This is a genomic window from Cedecea neteri, assembly GCF_000758305.1.
Taxonomy (GTDB): domain Bacteria; phylum Pseudomonadota; class Gammaproteobacteria; order Enterobacterales; family Enterobacteriaceae; genus Cedecea; species Cedecea neteri_C.
The window spans coordinates 2,648,072-2,674,243 of record NZ_CP009458.1 but is presented as its reverse complement, the minus strand read 5'-3'; the positions used below and the strand labels follow the sequence as shown (position 1 = coordinate 2,674,243).

The 26,172-nt window shown below is 54.1% G+C and carries 19 protein-coding genes; 7 read left to right on the top strand and 12 right to left on the bottom strand.

Annotated elements, in window-relative coordinates; genetic code table 11:
- Window positions 1–215 precede the first annotated feature (215 nt).
- From LH23_RS12530 to lrp, 8 genes are all read right to left on the bottom strand, one after another.
- The gene (locus LH23_RS12530) at window positions 216–1,076 is read right to left on the bottom strand and encodes a dimethyl sulfoxide reductase anchor subunit family protein (protein ID WP_039291490.1); all 861 of its coding nucleotides are present in this window, start codon (window positions 1,074–1,076) and stop codon (window positions 216–218) included.
- 1 nt (window position 1,077) lies between these two features.
- Window positions 1,078–1,695: a DMSO/selenate family reductase complex B subunit gene (locus LH23_RS12525; protein WP_039291488.1), complete on the bottom strand. Its 618-nt coding sequence runs from the start codon at window positions 1,693–1,695 to the stop codon at window positions 1,078–1,080.
- 10 nt (window positions 1,696–1,705) lie between these two features.
- The gene (gene dmsA / locus LH23_RS12520) at window positions 1,706–4,147 is read right to left on the bottom strand and encodes a dimethylsulfoxide reductase subunit A (RefSeq protein WP_039291486.1); all 2,442 of its coding nucleotides are present in this window, start codon (window positions 4,145–4,147) and stop codon (window positions 1,706–1,708) included.
- 345 nt (window positions 4,148–4,492) lie between these two features.
- A complete protein-coding gene (serS, locus tag LH23_RS12515; RefSeq protein WP_008461154.1) occupies window positions 4,493–5,785 on the bottom strand; it encodes a serine--tRNA ligase in 1,293 nt (430 codons plus the stop codon).
- A gap of 94 nt (window positions 5,786–5,879) precedes the next feature.
- Entirely contained in the window at window positions 5,880–7,223 is a 1,344-nt protein-coding gene (locus tag LH23_RS12510) for a replication-associated recombination protein A (protein ID WP_039291485.1), read from the bottom strand.
- An 8-nt stretch (window positions 7,224–7,231) separates the two neighbouring features.
- Window positions 7,232–7,843: an outer membrane lipoprotein chaperone LolA gene (gene lolA, locus LH23_RS12505; RefSeq protein ID WP_039291483.1), complete on the bottom strand. Its 612-nt coding sequence runs from the start codon at window positions 7,841–7,843 to the stop codon at window positions 7,232–7,234.
- A 176-nt stretch (window positions 7,844–8,019) separates the two neighbouring features.
- A complete protein-coding gene (locus LH23_RS12500; protein ID WP_039291480.1) occupies window positions 8,020–11,733 on the bottom strand; it encodes a DNA translocase FtsK 4TM domain-containing protein in 3,714 nt (1,237 codons plus the stop codon).
- A 121-nt stretch (window positions 11,734–11,854) separates the two neighbouring features.
- Window positions 11,855–12,349 carry a leucine-responsive transcriptional regulator Lrp gene (gene lrp / locus LH23_RS12495; RefSeq protein ID WP_000228469.1) on the bottom strand — a complete coding sequence of 165 codons (495 nt, stop codon included), beginning with the start codon at window positions 12,347–12,349 and terminating at the stop codon, window positions 11,855–11,857.
- A 492-nt stretch (window positions 12,350–12,841) separates the two neighbouring features.
- On the opposite strand from lrp, the gene trxB reads away from it, so the two are divergent.
- From trxB to infA, 5 genes are all read left to right on the top strand, one after another.
- A complete protein-coding gene (gene trxB, locus LH23_RS12490; RefSeq protein ID WP_039291478.1) occupies window positions 12,842–13,810 on the top strand; it encodes a thioredoxin-disulfide reductase in 969 nt (322 codons plus the stop codon).
- A 113-nt stretch (window positions 13,811–13,923) separates the two neighbouring features.
- Complete coding sequence (gene cydD, locus LH23_RS12485) at window positions 13,924–15,690, top strand: heme ABC transporter permease/ATP-binding protein CydD (protein ID WP_039291477.1); 1,767 nt, start codon at window positions 13,924–13,926, stop codon at window positions 15,688–15,690.
- A complete protein-coding gene (cydC, locus tag LH23_RS12480; protein ID WP_039291476.1) occupies window positions 15,690–17,411 on the top strand; it encodes a heme ABC transporter ATP-binding protein/permease CydC in 1,722 nt (573 codons plus the stop codon). Before cydD ends, cydC begins: the two co-directional genes overlap by 1 nt.
- Window positions 17,412–17,464: 53 nt before the next feature.
- On the top strand, window positions 17,465–18,160 hold the full coding sequence (gene aat / locus LH23_RS12475) for a leucyl/phenylalanyl-tRNA--protein transferase (protein WP_039291475.1): 696 nt from the start codon (window positions 17,465–17,467) through the stop codon (window positions 18,158–18,160).
- 285 nt (window positions 18,161–18,445) lie between these two features.
- Complete coding sequence (gene infA, locus LH23_RS12470; protein ID WP_002211347.1) at window positions 18,446–18,664, top strand: translation initiation factor IF-1; 219 nt, start codon at window positions 18,446–18,448, stop codon at window positions 18,662–18,664.
- A gap of 98 nt (window positions 18,665–18,762) precedes the next feature.
- Here the strand turns inward: infA and clpA are convergent, their stop codons facing one another.
- Window positions 18,763–21,036, bottom strand: coding sequence for an ATP-dependent Clp protease ATP-binding subunit ClpA (clpA, locus tag LH23_RS12465; protein WP_039291474.1), 2,274 nt, complete (start codon window positions 21,034–21,036; stop codon window positions 18,763–18,765).
- A gap of 27 nt (window positions 21,037–21,063) precedes the next feature.
- On the bottom strand, window positions 21,064–21,384 hold the full coding sequence (gene clpS, locus LH23_RS12460; RefSeq protein ID WP_008461103.1) for an ATP-dependent Clp protease adapter ClpS: 321 nt from the start codon (window positions 21,382–21,384) through the stop codon (window positions 21,064–21,066).
- Window positions 21,385–21,707: 323 nt separating this feature from the next.
- Here clpS and cspD point away from each other — a divergent pair, with 323 nt between their 5' ends.
- The gene (cspD, locus tag LH23_RS12455; RefSeq protein ID WP_008461102.1) at window positions 21,708–21,929 is read left to right on the top strand and encodes a cold shock-like protein CspD; all 222 of its coding nucleotides are present in this window, start codon (window positions 21,708–21,710) and stop codon (window positions 21,927–21,929) included.
- Window positions 21,930–22,006: 77 nt separating this feature from the next.
- On the opposite strand, the gene macB is transcribed toward cspD, so the two are convergent.
- Together macB and macA are read right to left on the bottom strand one after the other, a co-directional pair.
- Window positions 22,007–23,953 carry a macrolide ABC transporter ATP-binding protein/permease MacB gene (macB, locus tag LH23_RS12450; protein WP_039291473.1) on the bottom strand — a complete coding sequence of 649 codons (1,947 nt, stop codon included), beginning with the start codon at window positions 23,951–23,953 and terminating at the stop codon, window positions 22,007–22,009.
- A complete protein-coding gene (gene macA / locus LH23_RS12445) occupies window positions 23,950–25,065 on the bottom strand; it encodes a macrolide transporter subunit MacA (RefSeq protein ID WP_039291472.1) in 1,116 nt (371 codons plus the stop codon). The genes macB and macA overlap by 4 nt, the downstream gene beginning before the upstream one ends.
- Window positions 25,066–25,207: 142 nt before the next feature.
- Here macA and LH23_RS12440 point away from each other — a divergent pair, with 142 nt between their 5' ends.
- A complete protein-coding gene (locus LH23_RS12440; protein WP_039291471.1) occupies window positions 25,208–26,155 on the top strand; it encodes a VirK/YbjX family protein in 948 nt (315 codons plus the stop codon).
- Window positions 26,156–26,172 lie beyond the last annotated feature (17 nt).

The window sequence follows — 26,172 nt, the reverse complement described above, 5'->3', positions numbered from 1 at the left end:
GGGTGAGAGGGGTTTTGACGGGAACGATTTGAAAAACTTATCCTGCTAATAAGTGACCGGGGTCACGTAAATTGTATCTCCCTGTTTTTGATGCGATATAGCGGGAAGCAGGCAAAAATGAGCAATGAAAAATTTCATGGATATTCAGGTGAGATTTTCTTATCTGAAAGCATGAAAAAGCGCGCCCACAGACGCGCTTATAACTCGATGAAATGTTAGCTCGCGATCGCCATACCAACCGTCATATGCAGCCCATAGAAAACGCCACGACCGATAAGTTCGCCTGCAATCACCAATACCATCGCCAGCGTCATCAAGCCGACGCCAGGCCGGTAGCCTTTCAGCTGCGGTACAATCCAGCCGACCAGAGCAATCACCAGCAGAACCATCCGCCAGGCCATCAGTGAACCGTACTCCGGCACCAGCGCAGATGCCTGTTGAATAGAGTTATGCAGCGTTGCCAGCTCCATGCCCTGCATCAGCACAACAACCATGCTAACCAGCAAAGCTAGCAGCGAGACGACAGGCAATATACGCATCCCCCAGCCGCTAACCCCGGCTGCAGAAAGCAGCAAATAGCCCAGCAGTGGGCCACCGATGAACATCGTCAGGAAGAAGCTCAGTGGCGTCCAGACGCTAAACCAGGTAGGGACAGTGTCGATCAAATAAACCCGACTCATCATCCAGACAAACACCACACCCAGAATCATGGTGATTACGGCCCAAACTTTGCTGAGCGTCTGAGGCATTTTGCCAAGCACGGTCAAAAGCCACCAGAAACCACCCACCGCAAAAAATACCGATCCACTGGCAATTTCATTACTCAGCGCTGAGCTACCGAGACGGTTCAATGAGTTGAATGCTCGCAGCGGCGACCCGAGATGCAAAATAGAGGCAATAAAGCCGATGCCCATCAGGATCCACAGCACCACCATCAGCAACTCGGTGCGCTTGCGAACCGCCCTGTCCTTCATGCTATACAACAGCGCCAGGGCCATAACGATAAACCCACCTGCAACGCACTGGCCTAACACCGTAAAGACCATCAGCGGCCATTCATGCCATCCGTTTCCCATCTCACACCTCCTTCGGGTTGGCCAGATAACCGCTGGTATCCCCACTTGGGCGGCTGTTGGCGTTAGGTTTAATCACGATATTTGGTTTTGTGAAGTGCGCTGCAGGCAGCGGAGCAATGGCGGCCTGAGTACCGTACTTTTGGCGTAATTCATCGATAGGCGCCAAGTCCAGCGCACGTAGCGGGCAGGACTCCACGCAAATCGGCTTTTTCCCCTCAGCGACGCGCTCATAACAGCCGTCACACTTGGTCATGTGGCCTTTCTCTTCGTTGTACTGCGGCGCACCATACGGGCATGCCATGTGGCAGTAGCGGCAACCGATGCAAACCTCTTCGTTCACCACCACAAACCCATCTTCCCGCTTGTGCATCGCGCCGCTCGGGCAGACCTTAGTACAGGCCGGATCTTCACAGTGGTTACAGGAGATAGAAAGGTAGTAGGCGAAAACATCCTGGTGGAAAACACCGTTATCTTCCTGCCAGTTACCGCCTGCATATTCATAAATGCGGCGATAGCTGACTTCCGGACTCAGGTTCTTAAAATCCTTGCACGCCAGTTCGCAGGTTTTGCAGCCGGTGCAGCGGCTGGAGTCGATATAAAAGCCATATTGGGTTGTCATTTACTGCTCCTTACGCCTTTTCAACCTGAACCAGGTTACTGTGGGATGGATTGCCTTTTGCCAGCGGTGACGGGCGCTGAGTGGTCAGCACGTTGATGCTTCCCGCGCGGTCTACCTTGTTGGCATCCGGGCTATACCAGGCTCCTTCTCCTAAAGCGACAACGCCAGGAATGATGCGTGGCGTGACTTTGGCGTTAATGCGTACTTCCCCACGATCGTTAAAAATACGGACCTCATCACCATTGGCGATGCCGCGCTGTTTTGCATCCAGCGGGTTGATCCACATCTCCTGACGACAGGCCGCCTTCAGCACGTCAACGTTGCCATAGGTTGAATGCGTCCGCGCTTTGTAATGGAAGCCGGTCAGCTGCAGCGGCCATTTTTCCGCCAACGGATCGCCAACGTTCTCAAAACCTGAGCTATACACCGGCAGCGGGTCGATGACATCCCCTTCCGGCAGTTCCCAGGTGGCGGCAATATCTGCAAGCTGAGCGGAATAGATCTCAATTTTCCCCGACGGTGTCGTTAGTGGGTTGGCATGGGGATCTTCACGGAAGGCTTTGTAGGCGACGTGATGTCCTTCCGGGTCACGCTTTTTAAACATCCCCAACTGGCGGAATTCATCAAAGCCAGGTAGCTCAGGGATCGCAGCCTGAGATTGAGCATACAGGTGACGCATCCAGCCTTCCTGGGTCCGTCCTTCCGTGAAACGCTGCTCCACTCCCATACGTTTCGCCAGTTCAGTCGTCATTTCATAGATGGTTTTGCATTCAAAACGCGGCTTGATGGCTTGTTCGGCAAAAATCACATACGACATGTTGCCGCAGGAAGCATCGAGGCAGAAATCCATCTGCTCAGAGGCCGTGCAATCTGGCAGAAGAATATCGGCGTATTTCGCAGAGGACGTCATGTGGTTGTCGATCACCACGATCATTTCGCATTTTTTATCATCCTGCAGAATGTCGTGCGTGCGGTTGATCTGAGAATGCTGGTTAATCAGGCAATTCCCGGCATAGTTCCAGACCATTTTAATCGGTACATCGAGCTTCTCTTTGCCGCGTACTCCGTCGCGGGTGGCAGTCATCTCCGTGCCGCGCTCTATGGCGTCGGTCCACATAAACATGGAGATGCTGGTTTGAACCGGGTTTTCCAGCGTAGGCATTCGCACAAACGGCAGGCTATAAGAGCCTTCACGCGCCCCGCTGTTACCCCCTTGAATACCGACGTTACCGGTCAGAATAGAAAGCATGGCGATTGCGCGGGAAACCAGTTCGCCGTTGGAGTGACGCTGCGGCCCCCAACCCTGGCTGATAAAGGCCGGTTTAGCGCTGCCAATCTCTCGGGCAAGCTTGATAATACGATCGGTCGGAATACCGGTTATCTGCGAAGCCCATTCAGGTGTTTTGGCAACGCCGTCTGTTCCCTGGCCGAGTATGTAAGCTTTATAGTGGCCATTGCGCGGCGCACCTGCCGGGAGCGTTTTTTCATCATAGCCAACGCAGTATTTGTCCAGAAAAGCCTGATCCACGAGGTTTTCGTCCATCATTACCCACGCCAGCGCGGAAATCAGTGCCGCATCGGTGCCAGGACGAATAGGGATCCATTCGTCTTCCCGGCCAGCACCAGTGTCGGTGTAACGTGGGTCAATGATGATCATTCGGGCATTGGACTTTTGGCGAGCCTGCTCGAGATAATAAGTCACCCCGCCACCGCTCATTCGCGTTTCGCCCGGATTATTGCCGAACAGCACCACCAGCTTGCTGTTTTCAATATCGGATGGGCTGTTGCCGTCTGCCCAGCCACCGTAGGTATAATTCAGACCAGCGGCAATCTGTGCGGTGGAATAGTCCCCGTAATGATTGAGGTAACCCCCACAGCAGTTCATCAGGCGGGCAATCAGCGTGGAACCCGGCGGCCAGGAACGCGTCATGGTTCCGCCCAGCGTACCGGTACCGTAGTTCAGATAAATAGCTTCGTTACCATGCTCTTTAATGATGCTCTGCATGCTGTGGGCGATGGTATCAAACGCTTCATCCCAGCTGATGCGCTCGAACTTCCCTTCTCCGCGCGCACCAACGCGTTTCATCGGGTATTTCAGGCGGTCAGCATTATAGACCCGACGGCGCATGGAACGTCCACGCAGGCAGGCCCGAACCTGGTGTAAACCTTCATAATCGTCATCACCGGTGTTATCGGTTTCGACATATTTAATTTCGCCATCCACCACATGCATACGCAACGGGCAGCGGCTGCCGCAGTTTACCGTACAGGCGCTCCAGACTACTTTCTCATCACCACCAGGGTTATCCGGTTGGGAGGCAAAAGCAAGCCTGGAAAAAGGAAGTGAGAAGGCGCTAGTTGCAGCAGCTAAACCACCGATTGCCGTGGTTTGGACCAGCTTACGACGGCTGACCTCTGCCGCGAGGATCGCGTTAGGGGTTTTATCAGTCATAGTGACCTACTTGTTTTGCTCACAGTTAAAATAAGCCGACAGCGGTCACGCGGGTTGAGAGCCCACATTCCGTTGCGCAGCTAAAGGATGAAAGGGGTGTCCGGTTTATTTTTATTGAAGGATTGACCAGGCCGCGTCACGCCTTGTGAAGCACAGCCGCCAAATGATGATTAGATTGAAGTTTTAATTGAACAATCATCACCCGCTTCCGGTGAGCAATAATACTTCTTTGGGAGTAGGGGTTATTGTCTGGTATCAAGAAAGGCGGTGTTGACGTAAAACCTCGGAATTAAGGTATAAAAAAAGCGCCCTGAGGCGCTTTTTCAATGCATCACAAACGGTGGATTACCCGATGTATTCCAGGCCGTTCATGTAAGGACGCAGCACTTCTGGTACCTGAATGCGGCCATCAGCCTGCTGGTAGTTTTCCAGGACAGCGACCAGAGTACGGCCAACCGCCAGACCAGAACCGTTCAGGGTGTGAACCAGGCGAGTTTTCTTGTCTGCTTTACTGCGGCAGCGGGCCTGCAGGCGGCGAGCCTGGAAGTCCCAGCAGTTGGAACAGGAAGAGATCTCACGGTACGTATCCTGTGCCGGCAGCCAGACTTCCAGATCGTAAGTTTTGCGCGCACCGAAACCAATATCACCGCTGCAAAGCAGCACTTTACGATATGGCAGCCCCAGAAGTTGCAGAACCTTCTCCGCATGGCCTGTCATCTCTTCCAGCGCGTCCATAGAGTCTTCGGGGCGAACGATCTGCACCATCTCAACTTTGTCGAACTGGTGCATACGAATCAGCCCGCGAGTATCACGGCCATAGGATCCAGCTTCAGAGCGGAAGCACGGCGTGTGCGCAGTCAGCTTCAGCGGCAGGGAATCTTCGTCGATGATCTCGTCACGAACCAGGTTGGTCAGCGGCACTTCTGCGGTAGGGATCAGCGCATAGTTGCTGCTGTCCGCTTCTTCTTCCAGCGGACGGGTGTGGAACAGGTCGCCACCAAACTTAGGCAACTGGCCGGTACCGTACAGCGTGTCCTGGTTAACCAGATACGGAACATAGTTTTCCATGTAGCCGTGCTGCTCGGTGTGCAGATCCAGCATAAACTGACTCAGCGCACGGTGCATACGCGCCACCTGCCCCTGCATTACGACAAAGCGGGAACCGGTCAGTTTAACCGCCGCAGCGAAATCCAGACCTTTGGCCATTTCGCCCAGAGTCACGTGATCGCGCACTTCGAAATCAAATTTACGCGGCTCGCCCCAGCGGCTGACTTCGACGTTTTCGCTGTCGTCTTTGCCCAACGGCACGCAGTCATCAGGAATGTTTGGTAGGGTCAGCGAGATATCGCGAATTTCTGCCAGCAGAGAATCAAGCTCGTTTTTCGCTGCATCCAGCTCTTCGCCCAGCTGGTTAACCTGCAGGCGCAGCGGCTCAATGTCTTCTCCGCGCGCTTTCGCCTGGCCGATGGATTTCGATCGCGAGTTACGTTCAGCCTGCAGATTTTCCGTTTTGACCTGCAGTACTTTACGACGCTCTTCCAGAGAGCGCAGCGTGTCTACATCCAGCTTAAAGCCCCGGCGTGCCAGTTTTTCAGCGACTGCGTCTGGCTCTGTACGCAGCAGATTGGGATCGAGCATGCTTATCCTGTGCTTATCGAATTGAATTTATAGGAGTGCGGCCACAGCCTGCGGCCGCTTTGATAGTCTTGCTAACCTTACCGCAACGCCTGCATTAGCGGTAGCGTTTTGTGGGGCTTTTCTGATCCTGCTCGGTAAGCCAGGCTAGCTTTTCACCAATCTTCCCTTCCAGACCTCTGTTGGTCGGCCGATAGTAGCGAGTTTGTGCCATTTCAGGTGGGAAATAGTCTTCCCCGGCGGCATAGGCATTCGGCTCATCGTGGGCGTAACGGTATTCCTGGCCATAGCCCATTTCTTTCATCAATTTCGTTGGAGCGTTACGCAGATGAACGGGCACGTCATAATCGGGGCGTTCGCGCGCATCGGCCATTGCGGCTTTGAATGCCGTGTAAACGGCGTTACTTTTCGGGGCGCAGGCCAGATAAACAATCGCCTGAGCAATAGCCCTCTCCCCTTCTGCCGGACCTACGCGGGTGAAGCAATCCCAGGCGGCAATCGCCACCTGCATACCTCTCGGATCGGCATTGCCAACGTCTTCAGAGGCAATCGCCAGTAAACGTCGTGCGACGTAGAGCGGATCGCCGCCTGCGCTAATAATGCGAGCGTACCAGTAAAGGGCCGCATCCGGGGCAGAGCCGCGAATTGATTTATGTACCGCTGAAATCAGATCGTAAAAGCGATCGCCTTTATTATCGAAACGCGCGCTGCGTTCGCCAGCAATCTCCGTTAGCAATTGGGTTTGCAAAATCCGGTTGCCGCTGGCGTCAATTTCAGCCATATCCGCCATCATTTCGAGCGTATTCAGTGCCCGGCGCGCATCGCCGTTTACCAGCTCGGCAATGGCTTTACGCGTTTCGTCTGGCAGAATGATATTTTGCCCACCATAGCCCCTGGCTTTATCGTTCATCGCCTGATTGAGTACCTGCTCAATATCCGCCACGGTCAGTGATTTCAGCAGATAGACGCGGGCACGGGAAAGCAGCGCCGAGTTCAGCTCAAAAGAAGGGTTTTCGGTTGTCGCACCAATGAAAGTAATGGTGCCGTCTTCAATATGCGGCAGGAAAGCATCCTGCTGGCTTTTATTGAAGCGGTGAACTTCGTCGACAAACAAAATGGTGCGCCGCCCGGCATTGCGGTTTTGCCGTGCACGTTCGATGGCCTCACGAATATCTTTTACGCCTGAGGTTACCGCAGAAATACGTTCGACGTCCGCGCTGGCATAGCGAGCAATCACTTCAGCGAGGGTCGTTTTACCGGTGCCCGGTGGCCCCCAAAGAATCATGGAATGCAGATGACCTGCTTCAATGGCTCGGGGCAGCGGTTTTCCATCGGCCAGCAGATGCTGCTGCCCGATGTATTGCGCCAAATTTTCTGGCCGCATACGCGCGGCCAGCGGCTGGAAGGTATTCTCTGAAAAATCGAGCGACAGGTTGCTCACTCAAGCCTCTACTTACGTTGGTCGTCCACCGTGACGCCTTTTGGCGGGGTGAACGTAAACTTACCGGCATCCACTGCGCCGTTTTGCTGAGCCTTCAAAGTATAGCTGCTGCGCTGGTCGTCTTGCTCCACTGCGCTGAACTGATGGATAGTGCCGTCACGACCGACGTTGATGGTGAATTGCTTCAGGTTACCCGAGCTGCTTTTTGGCGTCAGCACGAAGTCATCGCCGTTTTGCTTGATGTTGTATTGCTTCCAGTCGCTGGACTGGTTGCGGGCAATCAGCATAAACGGCGTATTGCTGGTGGCGTCTTTTAGCCAGGTGGCCGTAACCTGCTCAACAAATGGGTTGTAGAACCACAGGGTTTTACCGTCGGAAACAAGGATGCTTTCATCCGGCTGAGTCATGTGCCAGTTGAACAGGTTTGGGCGCTTAACCCACAGGTCCCCCTGACCTTCCTGCACGGCAGCGCCGCTGCCATCGGTGACTTTCTGGGTGAAGCTGGCGTGGAAGCTGCCAACTTTATCAAGGCGGCCCTGCAAATCCCCGGCTGCGTCAGCCCAGGCTCCGGTTGCGGTCAGGCCAGCTAACAGCGCGCAGGTCATTACGATTTTTTTCATTATTTTCCCTCTGGATTCATTGACCACCTGATGATGGCGCTTCTGCTGCTCACTCTAGTGAAGTCTTTGGCTACCGCAACAGAAGAATAAGCTGATTTTCCGGTAATTTACCCATCTTTGCAAAAAGAGCCGCAGACGCGGCTCTTTTTTACTCAGTGGACTAGCGCTTGGTCAGATTACTCAAACTGAGGCGGCGCAAGCACCTCTCGGTTACCGTTATGCCCTTGTGGGCTCACGATCCCCTGCGCCTCCATCTGCTCGACAATCCTCGCGGCCCGGTTGTAGCCGATACGGAACTGGCGCTGCACGCCAGAGATAGATGCTTTCCGTTTCTCAACCACGAAAGCGACAGCCTGATCGAAGAGCGGATCCAGCTCTTCGTCGCCGTCCATACCGCCGCCGCTACCTTCACCGCTGCCTTCATCATCGGTAATGCCGGTGATGTACTGCGGACGACCACGTGCTTTCCAGTCCTGCACCACCGCATGCACTTCTTCGTCACGGACAAAGGCACCGTGCACGCGAATCGGCGTCGTGGAGTTTGGCGCGGAATAAAGCATATCCCCCATGCCGAGAAGTGATTCAGCGCCGCCCTGATCAAGGATGGTACGCGAGTCAATTTTGCTCGACACCGTAAACGCGATACGGGTTGGAATGTTAGCTTTAATCAGGCCGGTAATGACGTCAACCGAAGGACGTTGGGTAGCCAGAACAAGGTGAATACCTGCGGCGCGCGCTTTTTGTGCGAGGCGAGCGATCAGCTCTTCTACTTTTTTACCTACCGTCATCATCAGGTCGGCAAATTCATCCACCAGCACCACGATGTACGGCAGTTTCTCCAGCATCGGGTGGCTGACTTCCATACTGTCGCCAGGCTTCCAGAACGGGTCAGGAATCGGGCGCCCCATGCGCTCAGCTTCCAGCACGCGTTCGTTGTAGCCCGCAAGATTTCGCACCCCAAGCGCGGACATCAGCTTATAACGGCGCTCCATCTCGTTCACACTCCAGCGCAGCGCATTCGCGGCGTCTTTCATATCCGTAACCACTTCGGTCAACAGATGTGGGATGCCTTCATAGACCGACAGTTCGAGCATTTTCGGGTCGATCATAATGAAGCGAACGTCTTCCGGTGTTGCTTTATACAACATGCTGATGATCATGGCGTTTACGCCGACCGACTTACCGGAACCCGTTGTACCGGCTACCAGCAAGTGAGGCATCTTCGCCAGGTCTGCAACCACAGGCTCACCGCCGATGTCTTTACCCAGAACCACGGTCAACGGAGAGCCGTTGTCGCGGAATTTAGCGCAGTCGAGCACTTCACGCAGATACACGGTCTGGCGCTTTTTATTAGGCAGCTCAAGGCCAACGTAAGGTTTACCCGGAATAACCTCAACCACACGCACGGCGACAGTGGAGAGTGAACGCGCCAGGTCGCGGGAAAGGTTAGAGATACGGGCAGCCTTCACGCCCGGAGCTAAATCAAGTTCAAATCGGGTGATAACCGGGCCCGGAGAATAGTCCACGACGTCGGCTTTGATACGGTAATCAGCCAAACGCGCTTCTACCAGACGCGCCATCTGCTCCATCGCAAAGGTATCTACTGGTTCAACCTCAGTTGGAGGAGAAGTCAGTAGATCCAGTGACGGCAGCGGCGTGGTCGGTTTCTGAAGTGGGCGGTCGTCACCGTTACGCATCAGGAACGGATGGATCAGGCTCTCTTTTGGCTCTGGCGCAGCGGGCTGATGCTGAGCCGCCTGAGCATATTGAGAAGGCTGTGCCGCTGGTTGACTGTGCTGAACTGGCTGCGGGGCCGGTTCAAAGCTCGGGGTAAACAACGGCTCGCTCGGCGTATCATCCACCAGCTCCTTCAACGATGACTGGAAATCAAAATCGTCCAGGGAGAACGGCGCATTATTTTGCTGCGGCTGCTCGCTGTAGCGCTGTTGCTGCTGCGCAGCAAACTGACGCGCAAGTTCCGCTTCTTCCGCCTCAGCCTGCTGTTCTTCAGACCAGCTTTCGTCTTCGTATTCTTCGCCATAGCGCTGCTGTTGCTGAGCTGCAAACTGGCGGGCCAGTTCGTGCTGCTGCAGCGCATCGCCTTCATCGCCGTAATCGTCTTCAGACTGCTGGTTCTCAGCGAGTCTTGCCTGCTCTTCAGCCATTCGCTGGGAAGGCAGTTTTATGCCGTAGGACGCCAGTTCACGACGAGTTGGAACGCGTACCCGGTTTGGGCGCGGCAGTTGAGGGCCAATGCCTTCTTTTACCTGCGGACGTGGCGCATCACTGGCGATACTGAATACGGGTGAAAATGCTGCCGCAGTCGCCGCAGTTTTTACTGCCTGCTGAACACCTGAGGCAGCCTGCGTTACATCCGACACTGGCATTTCTGGTGCCGATAACGGCGCGGAAACGGGCGCAGGTGTCGGTATTGAAGGTTGAGCCTGCTCCGGTGTCACAGATTTTACAGGCGCATAGTTGTAAGGATCAGGCTTTGGCTCATTGACTGGTTGGTACCACGCCGCAAGCTGTTCACGTTCGCGAGCTCGCTTCTCTTCGACTTCTTCAAAGTGGTACATCGGCGGGCGAACGTATTTCACCTCTTCTACCGGTTCAGGTGCAGGCTGTGGTTCAACGACTGGCTGAGCCACTGGCACAACAGGTTCAGACCAGCTTTGATGTGTCTCAGGCACAATCTGCTGTTGTATGCTTGCCGGGTGCGGCGAAGTGTAATGATCCGGGGCTGGCGCAATAACCGGTTCTGGTGTGACCGTTGTCGGTGCCGGTTCCCAGGCAATCGCTGGGGCAGCAGGCTCAGCGTCAACAGTAGGTGCCGGTGTTGATACTGGCGGCATTGGCGCAACCGGCGGTACTGGCGCAGCCCAAGACTGATTAGCCGTTGTCGCCGCGACCGCAGCAGCTATAGGTTCAACGGCAGAATGCCCACTGAACAGCGGATCGTATTCCTGATCTTCAGGCAAAGTCGCTTTATGCCCGGAGAACAGTACATCGTTCGGATCGGCTTCTACCCCACGCGCGCTGAACAACACGTCGTCTTCAGCATCGTCCATACGTTTGCCAGAGAACAATGCAGCATCCGTTTTGCGGCCGTTAGGATTAGCAAACTTCTGTGACAGGCGCTGCTTGCGCGCAAGTGCACCGCGTAAAATACGCGCACGACGGGATTCGCGTTTCTCAGCAGAAACCTGCGGCGCTACGTCTGCGTCATGCTCTTCTTCGTATTCATCCTCATCCTGCCAGGTGTTATCCCGACGGGTGCGGTTGCTGGCAAAAGTCAGCACGGTAAGCACTGCGCTACCAAGTTTCTCGGCGATGCTGACCCATGACCAGCCGGTGAACAGTGTCAGGCCCGCGGCCCAAACACAAAGCAGCGCAATTGTGCCACCACTGCTGTTCAACAGCGGCATCATAGCCGTACTAAGCAAACTGCCCAGTACGCCGCCCGAGGCAAAATACCAGATATCATCCGCATTGATGGCCGCCAGTCCGCATGAGGTCAACACCATCGCAAGGACGCCGATAAGGCGCAGCGAAACGGCAAAATAATCGATGAACTCTTCACTGTCGCGCTGGCGCCAGGTGAACCAACAGCCACCGATGATGATCACCGGAATGGTGTAGGCCATCACGCCAAAAATGAAGAACAGCGTATCGGCAAACCACGCTCCCGGTGCGCCACCCAGATTATGGATTGGCTCATGCCATGCGGTTTGCGACCAACTGGGGTCTGAGGGGTTAAAACTTAACAAGGCAACCATCAAATAGATGGCGAATAAGGCAACAAGGATCAGCAACGCCTCGAGTAAACGGCGCCCGCTGCTCAGTTTCCGCAATGTTACTTCTTTATCTTCGGTATATTCCTGGCTCAAGAAAGGCTCTCCAGGTCCTTAAACTCAATGGAGACAACAGCACCGGCGGCCTGCCGGAGCTGTTGCTGTATGGATTCCCAGGAGTGTAACCAAAATACGCCAATTTTGCACCTGGCCCGTATTAACGGGTCTTAATGACCAAACGGTTACTCTGTTTGACCTCTTCCATGACAACATAAGTACGGGTGTCGTTCACGCCCGGCAGACGCAGCAGGGTCTCACCTAAGAGTTTACGATACGCCGACATATCCGGCACGCGTGTTTTCAACAAGTAGTCGAAATCACCGGATACGAGATGACACTCTTGAATTTCTTCAAGTTTCTGCACTGCGGCGTTAAATTGCTCAAACACATCCGGGGCGCCACGATTCAGAGTAATCTCAACAAATACCAGCAGCGAGGCATCCAGATAATGCGGGTTTAACAGTGCCGTATAGCCCTGAATAAAACCCTGACGTTCCAGACGACGAACGCGCTCAAGGCACGGCGTCGGCGAAAGCCCAACACGCTTGGAAAGCTCAACGTTAGAAATGCGCCCATCCTTTTGCAATTCGTTGAGAATATTGCGATCGATACGGTCGAGATCTTTGCCCGGGCGCTTCTTGCTATCTACCATTATTATTGTCTCTCTCTATTCCTTCCTTCACCTGCCATAACCCTGGTGACGTCAATGTTCAGGGTGTACGTGAGAAGACCGATGCCTTGCGGCTGCTATCGACATCACGCATAGCGTCTGTCCACGTCATGCGTAAATTTCAATAACTCGGTAAATTTGCATCAGGTTTGCGCGAGAGCACGCGGCTTCCACATCACCAAATGTTTTTCTTCCTCGAATGTTTTCGCAAATGCTTAGGGGATTGTCAAAGCAAAACATCTATTTTTAGTGGAACGTGCCAGATATTCCTTTTGGCTGATGATTATTCATCATTTTCGCCCCGTGATTACCGTGCTATTACAATGATTATTTATGCACATGACGGCGATATTCATTGGGCTTATAGGCAGCATCAATGACACACATCGTTAACAACATTGCTGCACTCTTTTTTTAATGCAACGAATTCCCTACAATCATCCCCATTGTCTGTAAACGTTCAATGAGGATCTCATGGGCACAGCTAAACACAGTAAGCTGCTTATTCTTGGCTCCGGCCCTGCGGGCTATACCGCAGCGGTCTATGCTGCACGCGCCAACTTAAAACCGGTTCTGATTACCGGGATGGAAAAAGGCGGTCAGCTGACCACCACAACCGAAGTCGAAAACTGGCCTGGCGATCCTAACGACCTGACTGGTCCGTTGCTGATGGAACGTATGCACGAGCATGCGGCTAAGTTCGAAACTGAAATTCTGTTCGACCACATCACCAGTGTCGATCTGCAGAACCGTCCTTTCCGCCTGGTGGGCGACAGCGGCGAATATACCTGTGACGCGCTGATCATCGCGACCGGCGCATCTGCACGCTACCTTGGCCTGCCTTCCGAAGAAGCCTTCAAAGGCCGCGGCGTTTCTGCCTGCGCCACCTGTGACGGTTTCTTCTACCGCAACCAGAAAGTCGCGGTTATCGGCGGCGGGAATACCGCTGTTGAAGAAGCGCTTTATCTGGCCAACATCGCCTCAGAAGTGCATTTGATCCACCGCCGCGACAGCTTCCGTGCGGAGAAGATCCTGATTAACCGTCTGATGGATAAAGTGCAGAATGGCAACATTGTGCTGCACACCCACCGCACGCTGGAAGAAGTCACAGGCGATCAAATGGGTGTCAGCGGTCTTCGCCTGCGCGACACGCAAAACACCGATATTACTGAAGAGCTGGAAGTCGCCGGCCTGTTTGTGGCTATTGGTCACAGCCCGAACACCGCCATCTTTAACGGTCAACTGGAGCTGGAAAACGGCTACATTAAAGTGCAGTCCGGCATCCACGGCAACGCCACGCAGACCAGCATTCCGGGCGTATTTGCCGCGGGCGATGTGATGGATCATATTTATCGTCAGGCCATTACCTCCGCCGGAACCGGCTGTATGGCTGCTCTGGACGCCGAGCGCTATCTCGACGGCCTGGCCGAACAGTGTAAATAATTTAAAGATGTTAAAAAAGGCGGCCTTGCAGGTCGCCTTTCTTGTTTCTGCCATGTAACATTGCCTGTCAAAATTGCCTGAGAATTCCTTCTTCTACCAGCATCTGGCACGCGATGAATAAAACCCGTCAGCAAGAACTTAGCCTCTGGCTAAAGCAGCAAAGTCTTATCTCTCGCCGTTGGCTCGGCTTGTCACGTCTGCTCGGTTTGGTCAGTGGTTTACTGATTGTCGCCCAGGCCTGGCTGCTTGCCCGCATTCTCCAGCACATGATCATGGAAAATATTCCGCGTGAAGCACTGCTCATGCCGTTTATTTTGCTGGTTCTGGTATTTGTGCTGCGCGCGTGGGTCGTGTGGTTACGCGAAAAGGTCGGATTCCACGCAGGGCTGCACATTCGCCAGGAAATTCGCCGCCAGGTACTCGACAGATTGCATCAGGCAGGTCCTGCCTGGATTCAGGGCAAACCGGTCGGCAGCTGGGCGACGTTGGTACTTGAGCAAATAGAAGACATGCACGACTACTATGCGCGCTACCTGCCGCAGATGTCGCTGGCGGTCATGGTGCCTCTGCTGATTATTATTGCCATTTTCCCGATCAACTGGGCAGCAGCACTCATTTTGCTGGGCACCGCGCCGCTTATCCCCATTTTCATGGCGCTGGTAGGCATGGGCGCAGCCGATGCGAACCGCCGTAATTTCCAGGCGCTGGCAAGGCTCAGCGGTCATTTCCTCGATCGTCTTCGTGGGATGGAAACACTCCGGGTATTTAACCGCGGTGCGGCGGAAACTGAAAATATTCGTGCGGCAAGCCAGGACTTTCGTCAGCGCACCATGGAAGTGCTGCGTATGGCTTTTCTTTCTTCCGGCGTGCTGGAGTTTTTCGCCTCGTTATCTATCGCCGTGGTGGCCGTCTATTTCGGCTTCTCTTACCTGGGCGAGCTCAATTTCGGTCACTACGGAACCGGAGTGACGCTATTCGCTGGCTTCCTGGCACTCATTCTTGCGCCTGAGTTTTTCCAGCCTCTACGTGATATGGGTACCTTCTATCACGCCAGGGCTCAGGCCGTGGGCGCGGCTGAGACCCTCAAGACCTTCCTCGACGCACCGCTGCAACATCCCGAACAAGGAACCGTGCAGCTTTCAGGCAACGGGACTTTTACTCTTGAAGCCCGAGAGATGTCAATTCTGTCCGCAGAGGGGAAAGTGCTGGCCGGGCCGCTGAATTTCATGCTTCCCGCCGGGCAACGCGTGGCCCTGGTGGGCCAAAGCGGTGCGGGCAAAAGCTCCCTGCTAAATGTACTGTCCGGCTTCCTGCCCTATCAGGGGCAGTTGCTGGTCAATGGCGTCGAGCTGGCACAGCTTTCACCTGAATGGTGGCGCACGCAGCTTAGCTGGGTGGGACAAAACCCGCAGCTACCGGCAGCTACCCTACGTGACAACGTACTTCTTGGGATGCCAGAAGCTGACGACGCTCGTTTACACGCCGCTCTGGATAAAGCGTCGGTGACAGAGTTCCTGCCGCAGTTGCCAGAAGGAATTGACACCCCAATTGGCGATCAATCTATCCGGTTATCCGTGGGTCAGGCGCAGCGAGTAGCCGTTGCCAGAGCGTTGTTGTCCCCTTGCGGTATTTTGCTGCTGGATGAGCCTGCCGCAAGCCTGGATGCTCACAGCGAACAGCGCGTAATGGAAGCGCTCACGGAAGCGTCCCACAAACAAACCACGCTGATGGTGACTCACCAACTCGACTACATCAGCAGTTGGGATCAAATTTGGGTGATGCGTAACGGACAGATTGTTCAGCGGGGAAACTTCGAACAGCTCTCCGCTGAAGAAGGCCCCTTTGCTGTATTACTGGCAAGCCGCCAGGAGGAGATTTAATGCGCGCATTGCTGCCTTATCTGGCGCTTTATCGTCGTCACAAATGGTTACTGTCTTTAGGCGTTGTGCTGGCGATTATCACGCTGCTTGCCAGCATTGGCCTGTTAACGCTTTCCGGCTGGTTCCTTTCTGCCTCGGCCGTGGTGGGCGTAGCCGGGCTCTACAGCTTTAACTATATGCTACCTGCCGCAGGCGTTCGCGGAGCGGCTATCACCCGCACTGCGGGTCGCTATTTTGAGCGTCTGGTCAGCCACGATGCCACCTTCCGCGTCCTGCAGCATTTACGCGTTTCAACCTTCAGCAAGCTGCTGCCCCTCTCCCCTGCCGGACTGGCGCGCTTTCGCCAGGGAGAATTGCTCAATCGCGTCGTGGCAGATGTCGATACGCTCGATCACCTTTATTTACGGGTTATATCCCCGCTGGTCGGCGCGTTTGTGGTGATCCTGGTGGTCACTTTTGGTCTGAGTTTCCTTGATGTTTCCCTCGCCTTAACGCTTGGAGGAATTTTACTCGCGACGCTTATCTTGCTACCGCCGCTGTTCTACCGCGCCGGGCAGCCAACCGGAGAAGCGCTAACCGTTCAACGCGGTAACTATCGCCAACAGCTAACCTCCTGGCTGCAAAGCCACGCGGAATTAACCATTTTCGGCGCTGCAAACCGCGCACGCGAACAATTAGATGCCACGGAAAACAGCTGGCAGGAAGCACAACGCCGCCAGGCCGGGCTAACTGCCCTGTCACAGGCTGTCATGCTGCTCATCAGCGGTATTGCCGTGCTGACGATGCTGTGGATGGCTTCTGCAGGCGTAGGCGAGAGCCAGTCTCCCGGCGCGCTGATTGCCCTGTTCGTCTTTTGTGCCCTGGCCGCTTTTGAAGCGATGTCCCCGGTTACCGGCGCCTTTCAGCATCTTGGCCAGGTCATTGCCTCCGCGCTCCGCGTGACGCAAATCACCAGCCAGACACCCGAAGTTATTTTTCCCGAAGCAACGCAGCCCGAGCAACGGCAGGCTGCTCTGGACATTCGCGGGCTGAACTTTACCTATCCAGGCCAGAGCCAGCCGGCATTGAAAGACATTTCACTGTCTGTCAGTGCCGGGCAGAGAGTAGCGATCCTCGGTAAAACCGGCTGCGGTAAATCCACTTTACTGCAATTGCTAACGCGCGCTTGGGATGCTCAGCAGGGCGATATTCAACTTAACGACATAGCCCTTAGCGCTTTTGATGAAGCCACTCTGCGCAAAGCTACGAGTGTTGTCCCGCAGCGCGTACACCTGTTTAGTGCCACACTTCGCGATAACCTTTTACTGGCGTCTCCAGAAGCCAACGATGAGCAACTCAGCATCGCCCTGACTCAGGTAGGACTTGAAAAATTGCTTGAAGACGGCGGGCTTAATAGCTGGCTCGGCGAAGGTGGTCGTCAGCTTTCCGGCGGGGAACTTCGTCGCCTTGCGATTGCCAGAGCAATATTGCATAACGCTCCTCTTATGCTGCTGGATGAACCTACCGAAGGCCTGGATGCAGAAACAGAGCGCCAAATACTTGATTTGTTAGCTGAAGTCACCAGAGATAAGACTGTGCTGATGGTCACTCACCGCCTGCGCGGTTTGAACGCTTTTGACAGCATAATTGTGATGGACAACGGGCAAATAATTGAGCAAGGTAATCACGCCGAATTAATGGCGTCCGGTGGACGTTATTATCAATTTCGCCAGCGCCTGTAGGCGTTCTGAATAGACTATTATCAATTTATTATTGCTCTGGAGTATTGGTCGTCATGCGCCTGATACAGCTGTCTCGTGACTCGATTGCCTTTCCTTCGCCGGAAGGGGCGTTGCGTGAACCTAATGGGTTACTGGCGCTTGGCGGCGACCTGACCCCCGCACGCCTGCTGATGGCCTATCAGCGAGGTATCTTTCCGTGGTTTTCTCCCGGCGATCCTATTTTGTGGTGGTCGCCCGATCCCCGTGCCATTCTTTACCCGGAACAGTTTCACCTTAGCCGCAGCATGAAGCGCTTTCACCGCACTTCGCCTTACACCATCACGCTCAACCATGCTTTTGAGCGCGTACTCTACGGCTGCGCAAGCGACCGTAATGAAGGCACCTGGATCACCGCTGACATTGTAGAAGCCTATTTGCGGCTGCATGAATTAGGGCATGCTCATTCCATTGAAGTATGGGAAGGAAAAGAGCTGGTGGGCGGCATGTACGGTGTGGCGCAGGGGGCATTATTTTGCGGCGAATCCATGTTTAGCCGCCGGGTGAATGCCTCCAAAACGGCGCTGCTGGTTTTCTGTCAGCACTTTATTCGCCACGGTGGCAAATTGATCGACTGCCAGGTATTAAATGAGCACACGGCTTCACTGGGCGTGATTGAAATTCCCCGTCGGGAGTATCTGCAGGCATTAGCGGAACTTCGCCCGCAACACTTAGGCTCTCATTGCTGGGTTCCACAGACGCTTGAGCAATAATGTTTAACAACACATTTTATGTGAGGGTGTTATAATTAGCGCCGCTAAGTGGCTTTTGCCTGCTACCCCGCCGTTATCTGGGATTTATTGTTTAAGGGAATACCCTCTCATTTATCTCCTTGCGTTCGTCATCGCAGCCGTTGCCATGCGGCAAGCGGGTGACCGGCGGGTAATAAGCAAAATGCACTTTCACTGGTGATTTCACCAACAATTCTTTACATGATAAGCGAACTTCGGCATTATCTTGCCGGTTCAAACTACGGTAGTGATACCCCAGAGGATTAGATGGCCAAAGAAGACAATATTGAAATGCAGGGTACCGTACTTGATACGTTACCTAACACCATGTTCCGCGTTGAGCTGGAAAACGGGCACGTGGTTACCGCTCATATCTCCGGTAAAATGCGCAAAAACTACATCCGCATTCTGACGGGCGACAAAGTCACCGTTGAGCTGACCCCGTACGACCTGAGCAAAGGCCGCATTGTCTTCCGTAGCCGTTGATAGTTTTTATTCCGCGGCCTGAGATGGGCGGCGTTGAGAGTTAGTTGTAATAGAAAGGCCGGGCAATGCCCGGCCTTTTTTATGCTCGTTTCACGGCACTAGTGCGCCGCTTCCGGCTTGTGTTTCTGGGCACTCACGAAGCTGTAGGTCAGCTGCTGCTGGTCTTTATCCAGCGCAACGGTGACCTGCCCACCGTCAACCAGGCTGCCGAACAGCAGTTCGTTGGCCAGCGGTTTTTTCAGGCTGTCCTGAATGACCCGCGCCATTGGGCGAGCACCCATCGCACGGTCATAGCCCTTCTCTGCCAGCCAGTCACGCGCTTCCTGGCTGACTTCCAGCGAAACGCCTTTCTGATCCAGCTGTACCTGGAGCTCGACGATAAATTTATCCACCACCTGATGAATCACCTCGGTGGAGAGATGGTTGAACCAGATAATGTTGTCAAGACGGTTACGGAACTCCGGCGTAAAGATCTTTTTGATCTCTTCCATCGCATCGGTGCTGTTATCCTGGCGGATAAGCCCGATAGATTTACGTTCGGTTTCCCGTACCCCGGCGTTGGTGGTCATCACCAGAATCACGTTACGGAAGTCCGCCTTACGCCCGTTATTATCTGTCAGCGTACCGTTGTCCATCACCTGCAACAGCAGATTGAAGACATCCGGGTGCGCTTTTTCGATTTCATCGAGCAACAGAACAGCATGCGGATGCTTAATCACCGCGTCCGTCAGCAGCCCGCCCTGATCGAAACCAACATAGCCTGGAGGGGCACCAATCAGGCGGCTTACGGTATGGCGTTCCATGTACTCAGACATATCAAAGCGCAGCAGCTCAATGCCCAGCGACTTCGCTAGTTGTACCGTGACTTCAGTTTTACCAACCCCGGTAGGGCCAGCGAACAGGAACGAACCAACGGGCTTATGATCCTGCCCCAAACCGGCGCGACTCATCTTGATCGCTTCGGTCAACGCTTCAATCGCTTTATCCTGGCCAAACACGAGCATTTTCAGGCGATCGCCCAGGCTTTTCAGCGTATCGCGATCGCTCGCGGAAACGCTTTTTTCCGGGATGCGCGCAATGCGGGCGACTACGGTTTCGATGTCCGCCACGTTAACGGTTTTCTTACGCTTGCTGACCGGCATCAGGCGGCTACGTGCGCCCGCCTCATCAATAACGTCGATAGCCTTATCCGGCAGATGCCTGTCATTGATGTATTTCACCGCCAGCTCAACCGCCGCGCGAATCGCCTTCGCGGTATAGCGAACGTCGTGGTGCGCTTCGTATTTCGGTTTCAGCCCGTTGATGATCTGCACCGTTTCTTCAACGCTTGGCTCAGTAATATCAATCTTCTGGAAGCGGCGCGCCAGGGCACGATCTTTTTCGAAGATGTTGCTGAACTCCTGATAAGTCGTCGAGCCAATCACCCGAATTTTACCGCCGGAAAGCAGCGGTTTAATCAGGTTAGCGGCGTCGACCTGGCCACCGGAAGCCGCACCCGCACCAATAATGGTGTGGATTTCATCGATGAACAGGATGCTGTTTTGATCCTGTTCGAGCTGTTTCAGCAGCGCTTTAAAACGTTTTTCAAAATCGCCGCGGTATTTGGTACCAGCCAGCAGAGAACCGATATCCAGAGAGTAGATGGTGCAGTCGGCCATCACTTCCGGCACATCACCCTGCACAATTCGCCACGCCAGCCCTTCGGCAATCGCCGTTTTACCCACGCCTGATTCACCGACCAGCAGCGGGTTGTTTTTACGGCGACGGCACAGAACCTGAATAGCACGCTCCAGCTCTTTATCGCGGCCAATCAGCGGATCAATCCCGCCCACGCGCGCAAGCTGATTAAGATTGGTGGTGAAGTTTTCCATACGTTCCTCCCCGCCTGCTTGCTCTTCGTTGACCGGATTTTCAGAACCCGAAGACTGATTCGGTTCATCTTTACGCGTGCCGTGAGAGATAAAGTTCACCACATCGAGGCGGCTCACTTCATGTTTGCGCAGCAGATAGGCTGCCTGGGATTCCTGCTCGCTGAAAATGGCAACCAGCACGTTGGCGCCGGTCACTTCACTGCGCCCGGAGGACTGCACGTGGAACACCGCTCGCTGCAGCACACGCTGGAAGCTGAGCGTCGGCTGCGTGTCGCGCTCTTCAACGTTGGGTGGCAGGACCGGCGTCGTTTGTTCGATGAAGGCTTCGAGTTCCTGCCGCAGCGCCACCATGTCCACAGAACACGCTTCCAGCGCTTCGCGGGCAGATGGGTTACTGAGCAATGCCAGTAACAGATGCTCGACGGTCATAAACTCATGTCGGTGCTCGCGCGCTCTGGCGAAAGCCATGTTTAAACTGAGTTCCAGTTCTTGATTGAGCATAGGCACCTCCCCAAATTATCGGCCTTGTCAGGCTTTTTCTAGCGTACACAGCAACGGGTACTCGTTCTCCCTTGCATACTGGTTCACTAACGCCACTTTGGTTTCCGCTACTTCTGCAGTAAAGATGCCACAGATAGCTTTACCCTGATAGTGAACCGTGAGCATCAACTGCGTGGCACGTTCAACATCATAAGAAAAGAACTTTTGCAGTACGTCAATAACAAATTCCATTGGCGTGTAGTCATCGTTCATCAGTATAACTTTATACATGGAGGGCGGTTTTAGCGTTTCGCGCAGTTTATCCGCCGCCATTTGGTCAAAGTCCAACCAGTCGTTCGTCTTACCCATTGCGATTTATCATCGTTTGTTGAAGCCCAACATACTGTCAGGCAAGGCCTTATATTGAGTGTAATACGCTTTTCGCAAACGTATGACAACGTATTCGATCCCGTGACGAATCTCCGTAAGCGAGCTACATCACATTAATAGCAATAGCGTTAACTGCTTCAAATTTTTGACTCATTGTTGCCTTACCTGCCCCGCCAGACGCTTGACGCAGTGTATAAAATATCTACATTGTAGCGGGGTGAGTTGGCGAGGTTTTGAACAGCCCGCCCTTACCCACCGGTTGATTCCATCTCACTATTAAGAGTTACGAAGGATGTCGAAGCATGGAGACGGGTACTGTTAAATGGTTCAATAACGCCAAAGGGTTCGGTTTCATCTGCCCGGAAGGCGGCGGCGAAGACATCTTCGCCCACTACTCCACCATTCAAATGGACGGATACAGAACGCTAAAAGCCGGACAGCTTGTCAGGTTTGATGTGCATCAGGGACCTAAAGGCAACCATGCCAGCCTGATCGTTCCCCACGAGGCGGAAGCGGTCGCGTAGTTCCCCATTGATTGTGTACATCCCGCAAATAAAATGCCAGCCCATAAGGCTGGCATTTTTATGACCAACCGCCGGGATTACTCACGGGCTAATGCATCGATAGGGTTCAGGCGTGCCGCGTTTCTGGCCGGCAACCAGCCAAAGAGCACACCCGTTGCCGTGGAGCAGCCAAACGCGGTCAGCAGCGCCACCGGCGAGAAACCTATCTGCCAGCCCGGCAGCACCAGCTGTAGCGTGAACGCGATAACCAGCGACAGCGATATCCCCAGCGCGCCACCGACCAGACAAACCAGCACCGCCTCAATTAAAAACTGCTGCAGCACATCGCTGGCTCGCGCGCCCACCGCCATACGGATACCTATCTCTTTGGTACGTTCAGTGACCGACACCAGCATAATATTCATGACCCCAATCCCCCCGACCAACAGCGAAATAACCGCCACCAGCGTCAGGAACATCTGAAGAGTACGTGTGGTCTTTTCCGCCGTTTTCAACAGTCCGTCCATGTTATAGGTGAAAAAGTCTTTCTTGCCGTGACGCAGCGACAGCAGGCGATTCAGCTGCTGCTCGGCTTCGTGGCTGTCATACCCTTCTTTAACACGCACCGTTATCGAGTTGAGCCAGCTCTGCCCCATTACTCGCCCGGCCATCGTGTTATAAGGCAGCCAGACGCGCAGCACTTTGCTGCTGCCGAACATCGATTGTTTCTCTTCCGCCACGCCAATCACCGTGGCGGGCATATTGCCTACCAGCACAACTTCCCCGACAACATCACTTTTGTTCGGGAAAAGCTGTCTTTTGCTATTGGCGTCCAGCACCACAACCTGCGCACGGCCCTTCATCTGCTCGTCGTTAAAGCTCGCGCCCTGGCTCATAGTCATACCGTAAACATCAAAATAGTCGCCGCTGACGCCATTGACACTGGCCGCCGCATCCACGTTGCCGTAGCGAAGGCGTAAATTGCTGGAAATAGAAGGCGTGGCCGAACTCACCCAGGGCTGCTGGCCGATAGCCAGCAAATCATCATATTTTAATGCCTGCTGGAACTGCGGATTGTCATCACCAAAATCTTTACCGGGGTAGACGTCGATAGTATTGGTGCCGATAGAACGAATATCCTCCAGCACCATCTGCTTAGCGGCATCGCCCACCACAACAATAGAGACCACTGAGGCAATGCCAATAATAATGCCAAGCATGGTTAGCAACGTGCGCATCTTGTTCGCAGCCATCGCCAGCCAGGCCATACCGAGCGCCTCGCGGAAGCTACTGATGAGTTGCTGTATTGACGAGCCGCTCCGCAGAGCCTGATTTTCAATCTTCCTCGCGGCCGGCTGATGAACAGGCGGAGGATTACTGATAATTTCTCCGTCGCGAATTTCAATAATACGCTGAGCCTGCGCCGCCACGGCCGGATCGTGAGTCACGATAATCACCGTATGCCCACGCTCACAAAGCTGCTTCAGCGTGGCCATCACCTCTTCGCCGGAATGGCTATCCAGCGCGCCCGTGGGCTCATCCGCCAGAATCACCTGGCCGCCGTTCATCAACGCGCGGGCGATACTGACGCGCTGTTGCTGCCCGCCAGAAAGCTGCGAAGGCAGATATTCCACCCGCTCCTTTAGCCCCAAACGCCCAAGCAATTCATGCGCACGCTGCTGACGCTGGGCCCTGGTTGTCCCGGCGTACACCGCAGGGACTTCAACATTTTGCGAAGCATTAAGGTGAGAAAGCAGGTGATAACGCTGGAAGATAAAGCCGAAATGCTCGCGACGCAGCGTCGCCAGCGCATCGTTATCCAGCCCCGACACATCCACGCCCGCCACTTTATAGCTGCCGCCGCTGGGTTTATCCAGGCACCCGAGGATGTTCATTAGCGTCGATTTACCGGAACCGGACGCGCCGACAATCGCCACCATTTCCCCGGCTTCAATCGTCAGGCTGACGCCCTTCAGCACCTCAACCTGCTCTTCACCAGATGGGTAGCTGCGGCGAATGTCCTTTAATTCAAGCAGCGCCGTCATTTACCACTCCCGGCATTGGCGCGACCAGTCACCACCTCTTCGCCTTCTTCCAGCCCGTTAACGACCTGAATCTGCGTGTCGTTACGCATACCGATAGTTATCTCACGGGTTTTGGTTTCCCCATTGCGCAGCACCGTGATGTTATAGCGATTATCACCAATCGGCTCGCCTAACGCGGCCAGCGGAATCGTCAGCACATCTTTTACGCCGCCGAGTTGAATATGCACCTGAGCAGTCATATCCAGGCGCAGAATGCCCTTCGGATTCGGCACCTCGAAACGTGCATTATAGAAAATAGCCTCATTGACTTTGTCTGGCGTTGGCAAGATATCTTTCAGCACTCCTTCATAGCGCGTCATCGGGTCGCCAAGTACCGTAAACCAGGCTTTCTGGCCCGGCTTGAGGTGGATAACATCGGCCTCAGAAACCTGCGCCTTCACCAGCATGGTGCTTAAATCCGCCAGCGTCAGAATATTTGGCGCCTGTTGCGCGGCAATCACGGTTTGCCCCTGCAGCGTCGTGATCTGCGTCACTTCCCCCGCCATTGGCGCGACGATACGGGTGAACTCGAGGTTAGTTTTCGCGGTGCTCAAAGAGGCCTGATTGCGTTTAATTTGAGCGTCAATGGTGCCAATCTGCGCCTGTTTTACCGCCAAATCGGTTGCCGCTTTATCAAGATCCTGGCGGGATACCGCCTGAGTTTTTGCCAGTGCCTGCTGGCGGGAGAGCGTCACCGCGGCAAGTTTACTTTCGGCCTCGGACTGCATGCGCTGGGCACGCAGCTCCATCAGCGTGGCTTCAACCTCTTTGACCTGGTTTTCTGCCTGTTCGGGATCGATAACCCCCAAAAGCTGATCTTTTTTTACTTTATCGCCGATGCTAACTGACAGCGTTTTTAACTGCCCGCTCACCTGAGCCCCGACGTCAACTTTGCGTACGGCATCGAGCTTTCCGGTTGCCAGAACGCTTTGCTGAAGCGAAGCCTTACGCACGATCATCGTTTGATATTGTGGGGTTGGCGTATGCAAAAACTGCCAAAGCCAGAGGAAAAATATCACCACCAACAGCGCGTAAAGCCAATAACGTTTTTTAAATTTTCCCTTAATTTTCATATAAATCCTGAAATAGCTAACGCATGATTAAACGGTTCTTAAACAAACTGCACAATGTGAAGATATGTAACAGTTATTGAACGTCGGTTGACATCCGGCGTGCTGAAATAGTGCCATCTTTCCCGAATATCAGGTTGTTATTATGTCCCAGATCGCTGCCGCGCATGTTACCGAAACCCTGCCTCAAACAGGCTGGAAACTCTTCCTTTCCCTCGCGACGGGGGAGTGGCAGCCGGGAGCATCCTGGGGCAAGAAGGCTTACCGCCGCAAGTTTATTTTACGCTCGCTGGCGATGCCGGTGTATACCGCCAGCCTGATGAAAAACCTGGCAAGCCAGCCACATCTTGCCAACATGCTGAACGCTCAACCGGGTCTGCCATGCCGACTGCATCGCCCTTACCTTGCGATGCCGCTGAAACGTAAGGATACGCGGGATACTATCGCTTACCACTACCAGAAAATTGCCGAGAAAATGCCGAAAAAGTTGCTTAACGGGCATTTCTCTACCGAAGGTTACCGTCTGGCCTCGCTGGTAGGTAAAAACAACGAGTTGATGTTTATCGATCTCACCTCGCACGATATAGAAGGTAAAGAAGGTGAAGCCTTCCTTAATTTCTGTAATGAAGAGGGCGTTCCCCTGGCGCGCATAACCTTCACGCTCAACCAGTTCGAAGGTAAGAACACTTTCTTTATTGGCTGCCTGCAGGGCGCAAAACCCTGGGTGCCTCATGAAGCTATACAGGCTGCAACTAAAGCCTGCCACGGATTGTTCCCTAAACGCATACTGCTTGAGGTTGCGTGTGAACTGGCAAAACTTTTCGACGCAGAGCGCATTCTGGCCGTAGGCAACAGCACGCATATTTACCGTTCATGGCGCTACGAGAAGAAGAAAAAAGACAGTCTACATGCAGACTATGACAGTTTCTGGCAGTCCATGAGCGGCGAACCTCGCGCCGATGGCCTGTTTGCCTTACCGTCCAGCGTGGAACGCAAACCGCTGGAAGATATTGCCAGCAAAAAACGTGCGGAGTATCGTCGCCGCTATGAACTGCTCGACGGTATGATGAACAGCATCAACAGTCATTTCTAAATCTGCATTATCAGCCG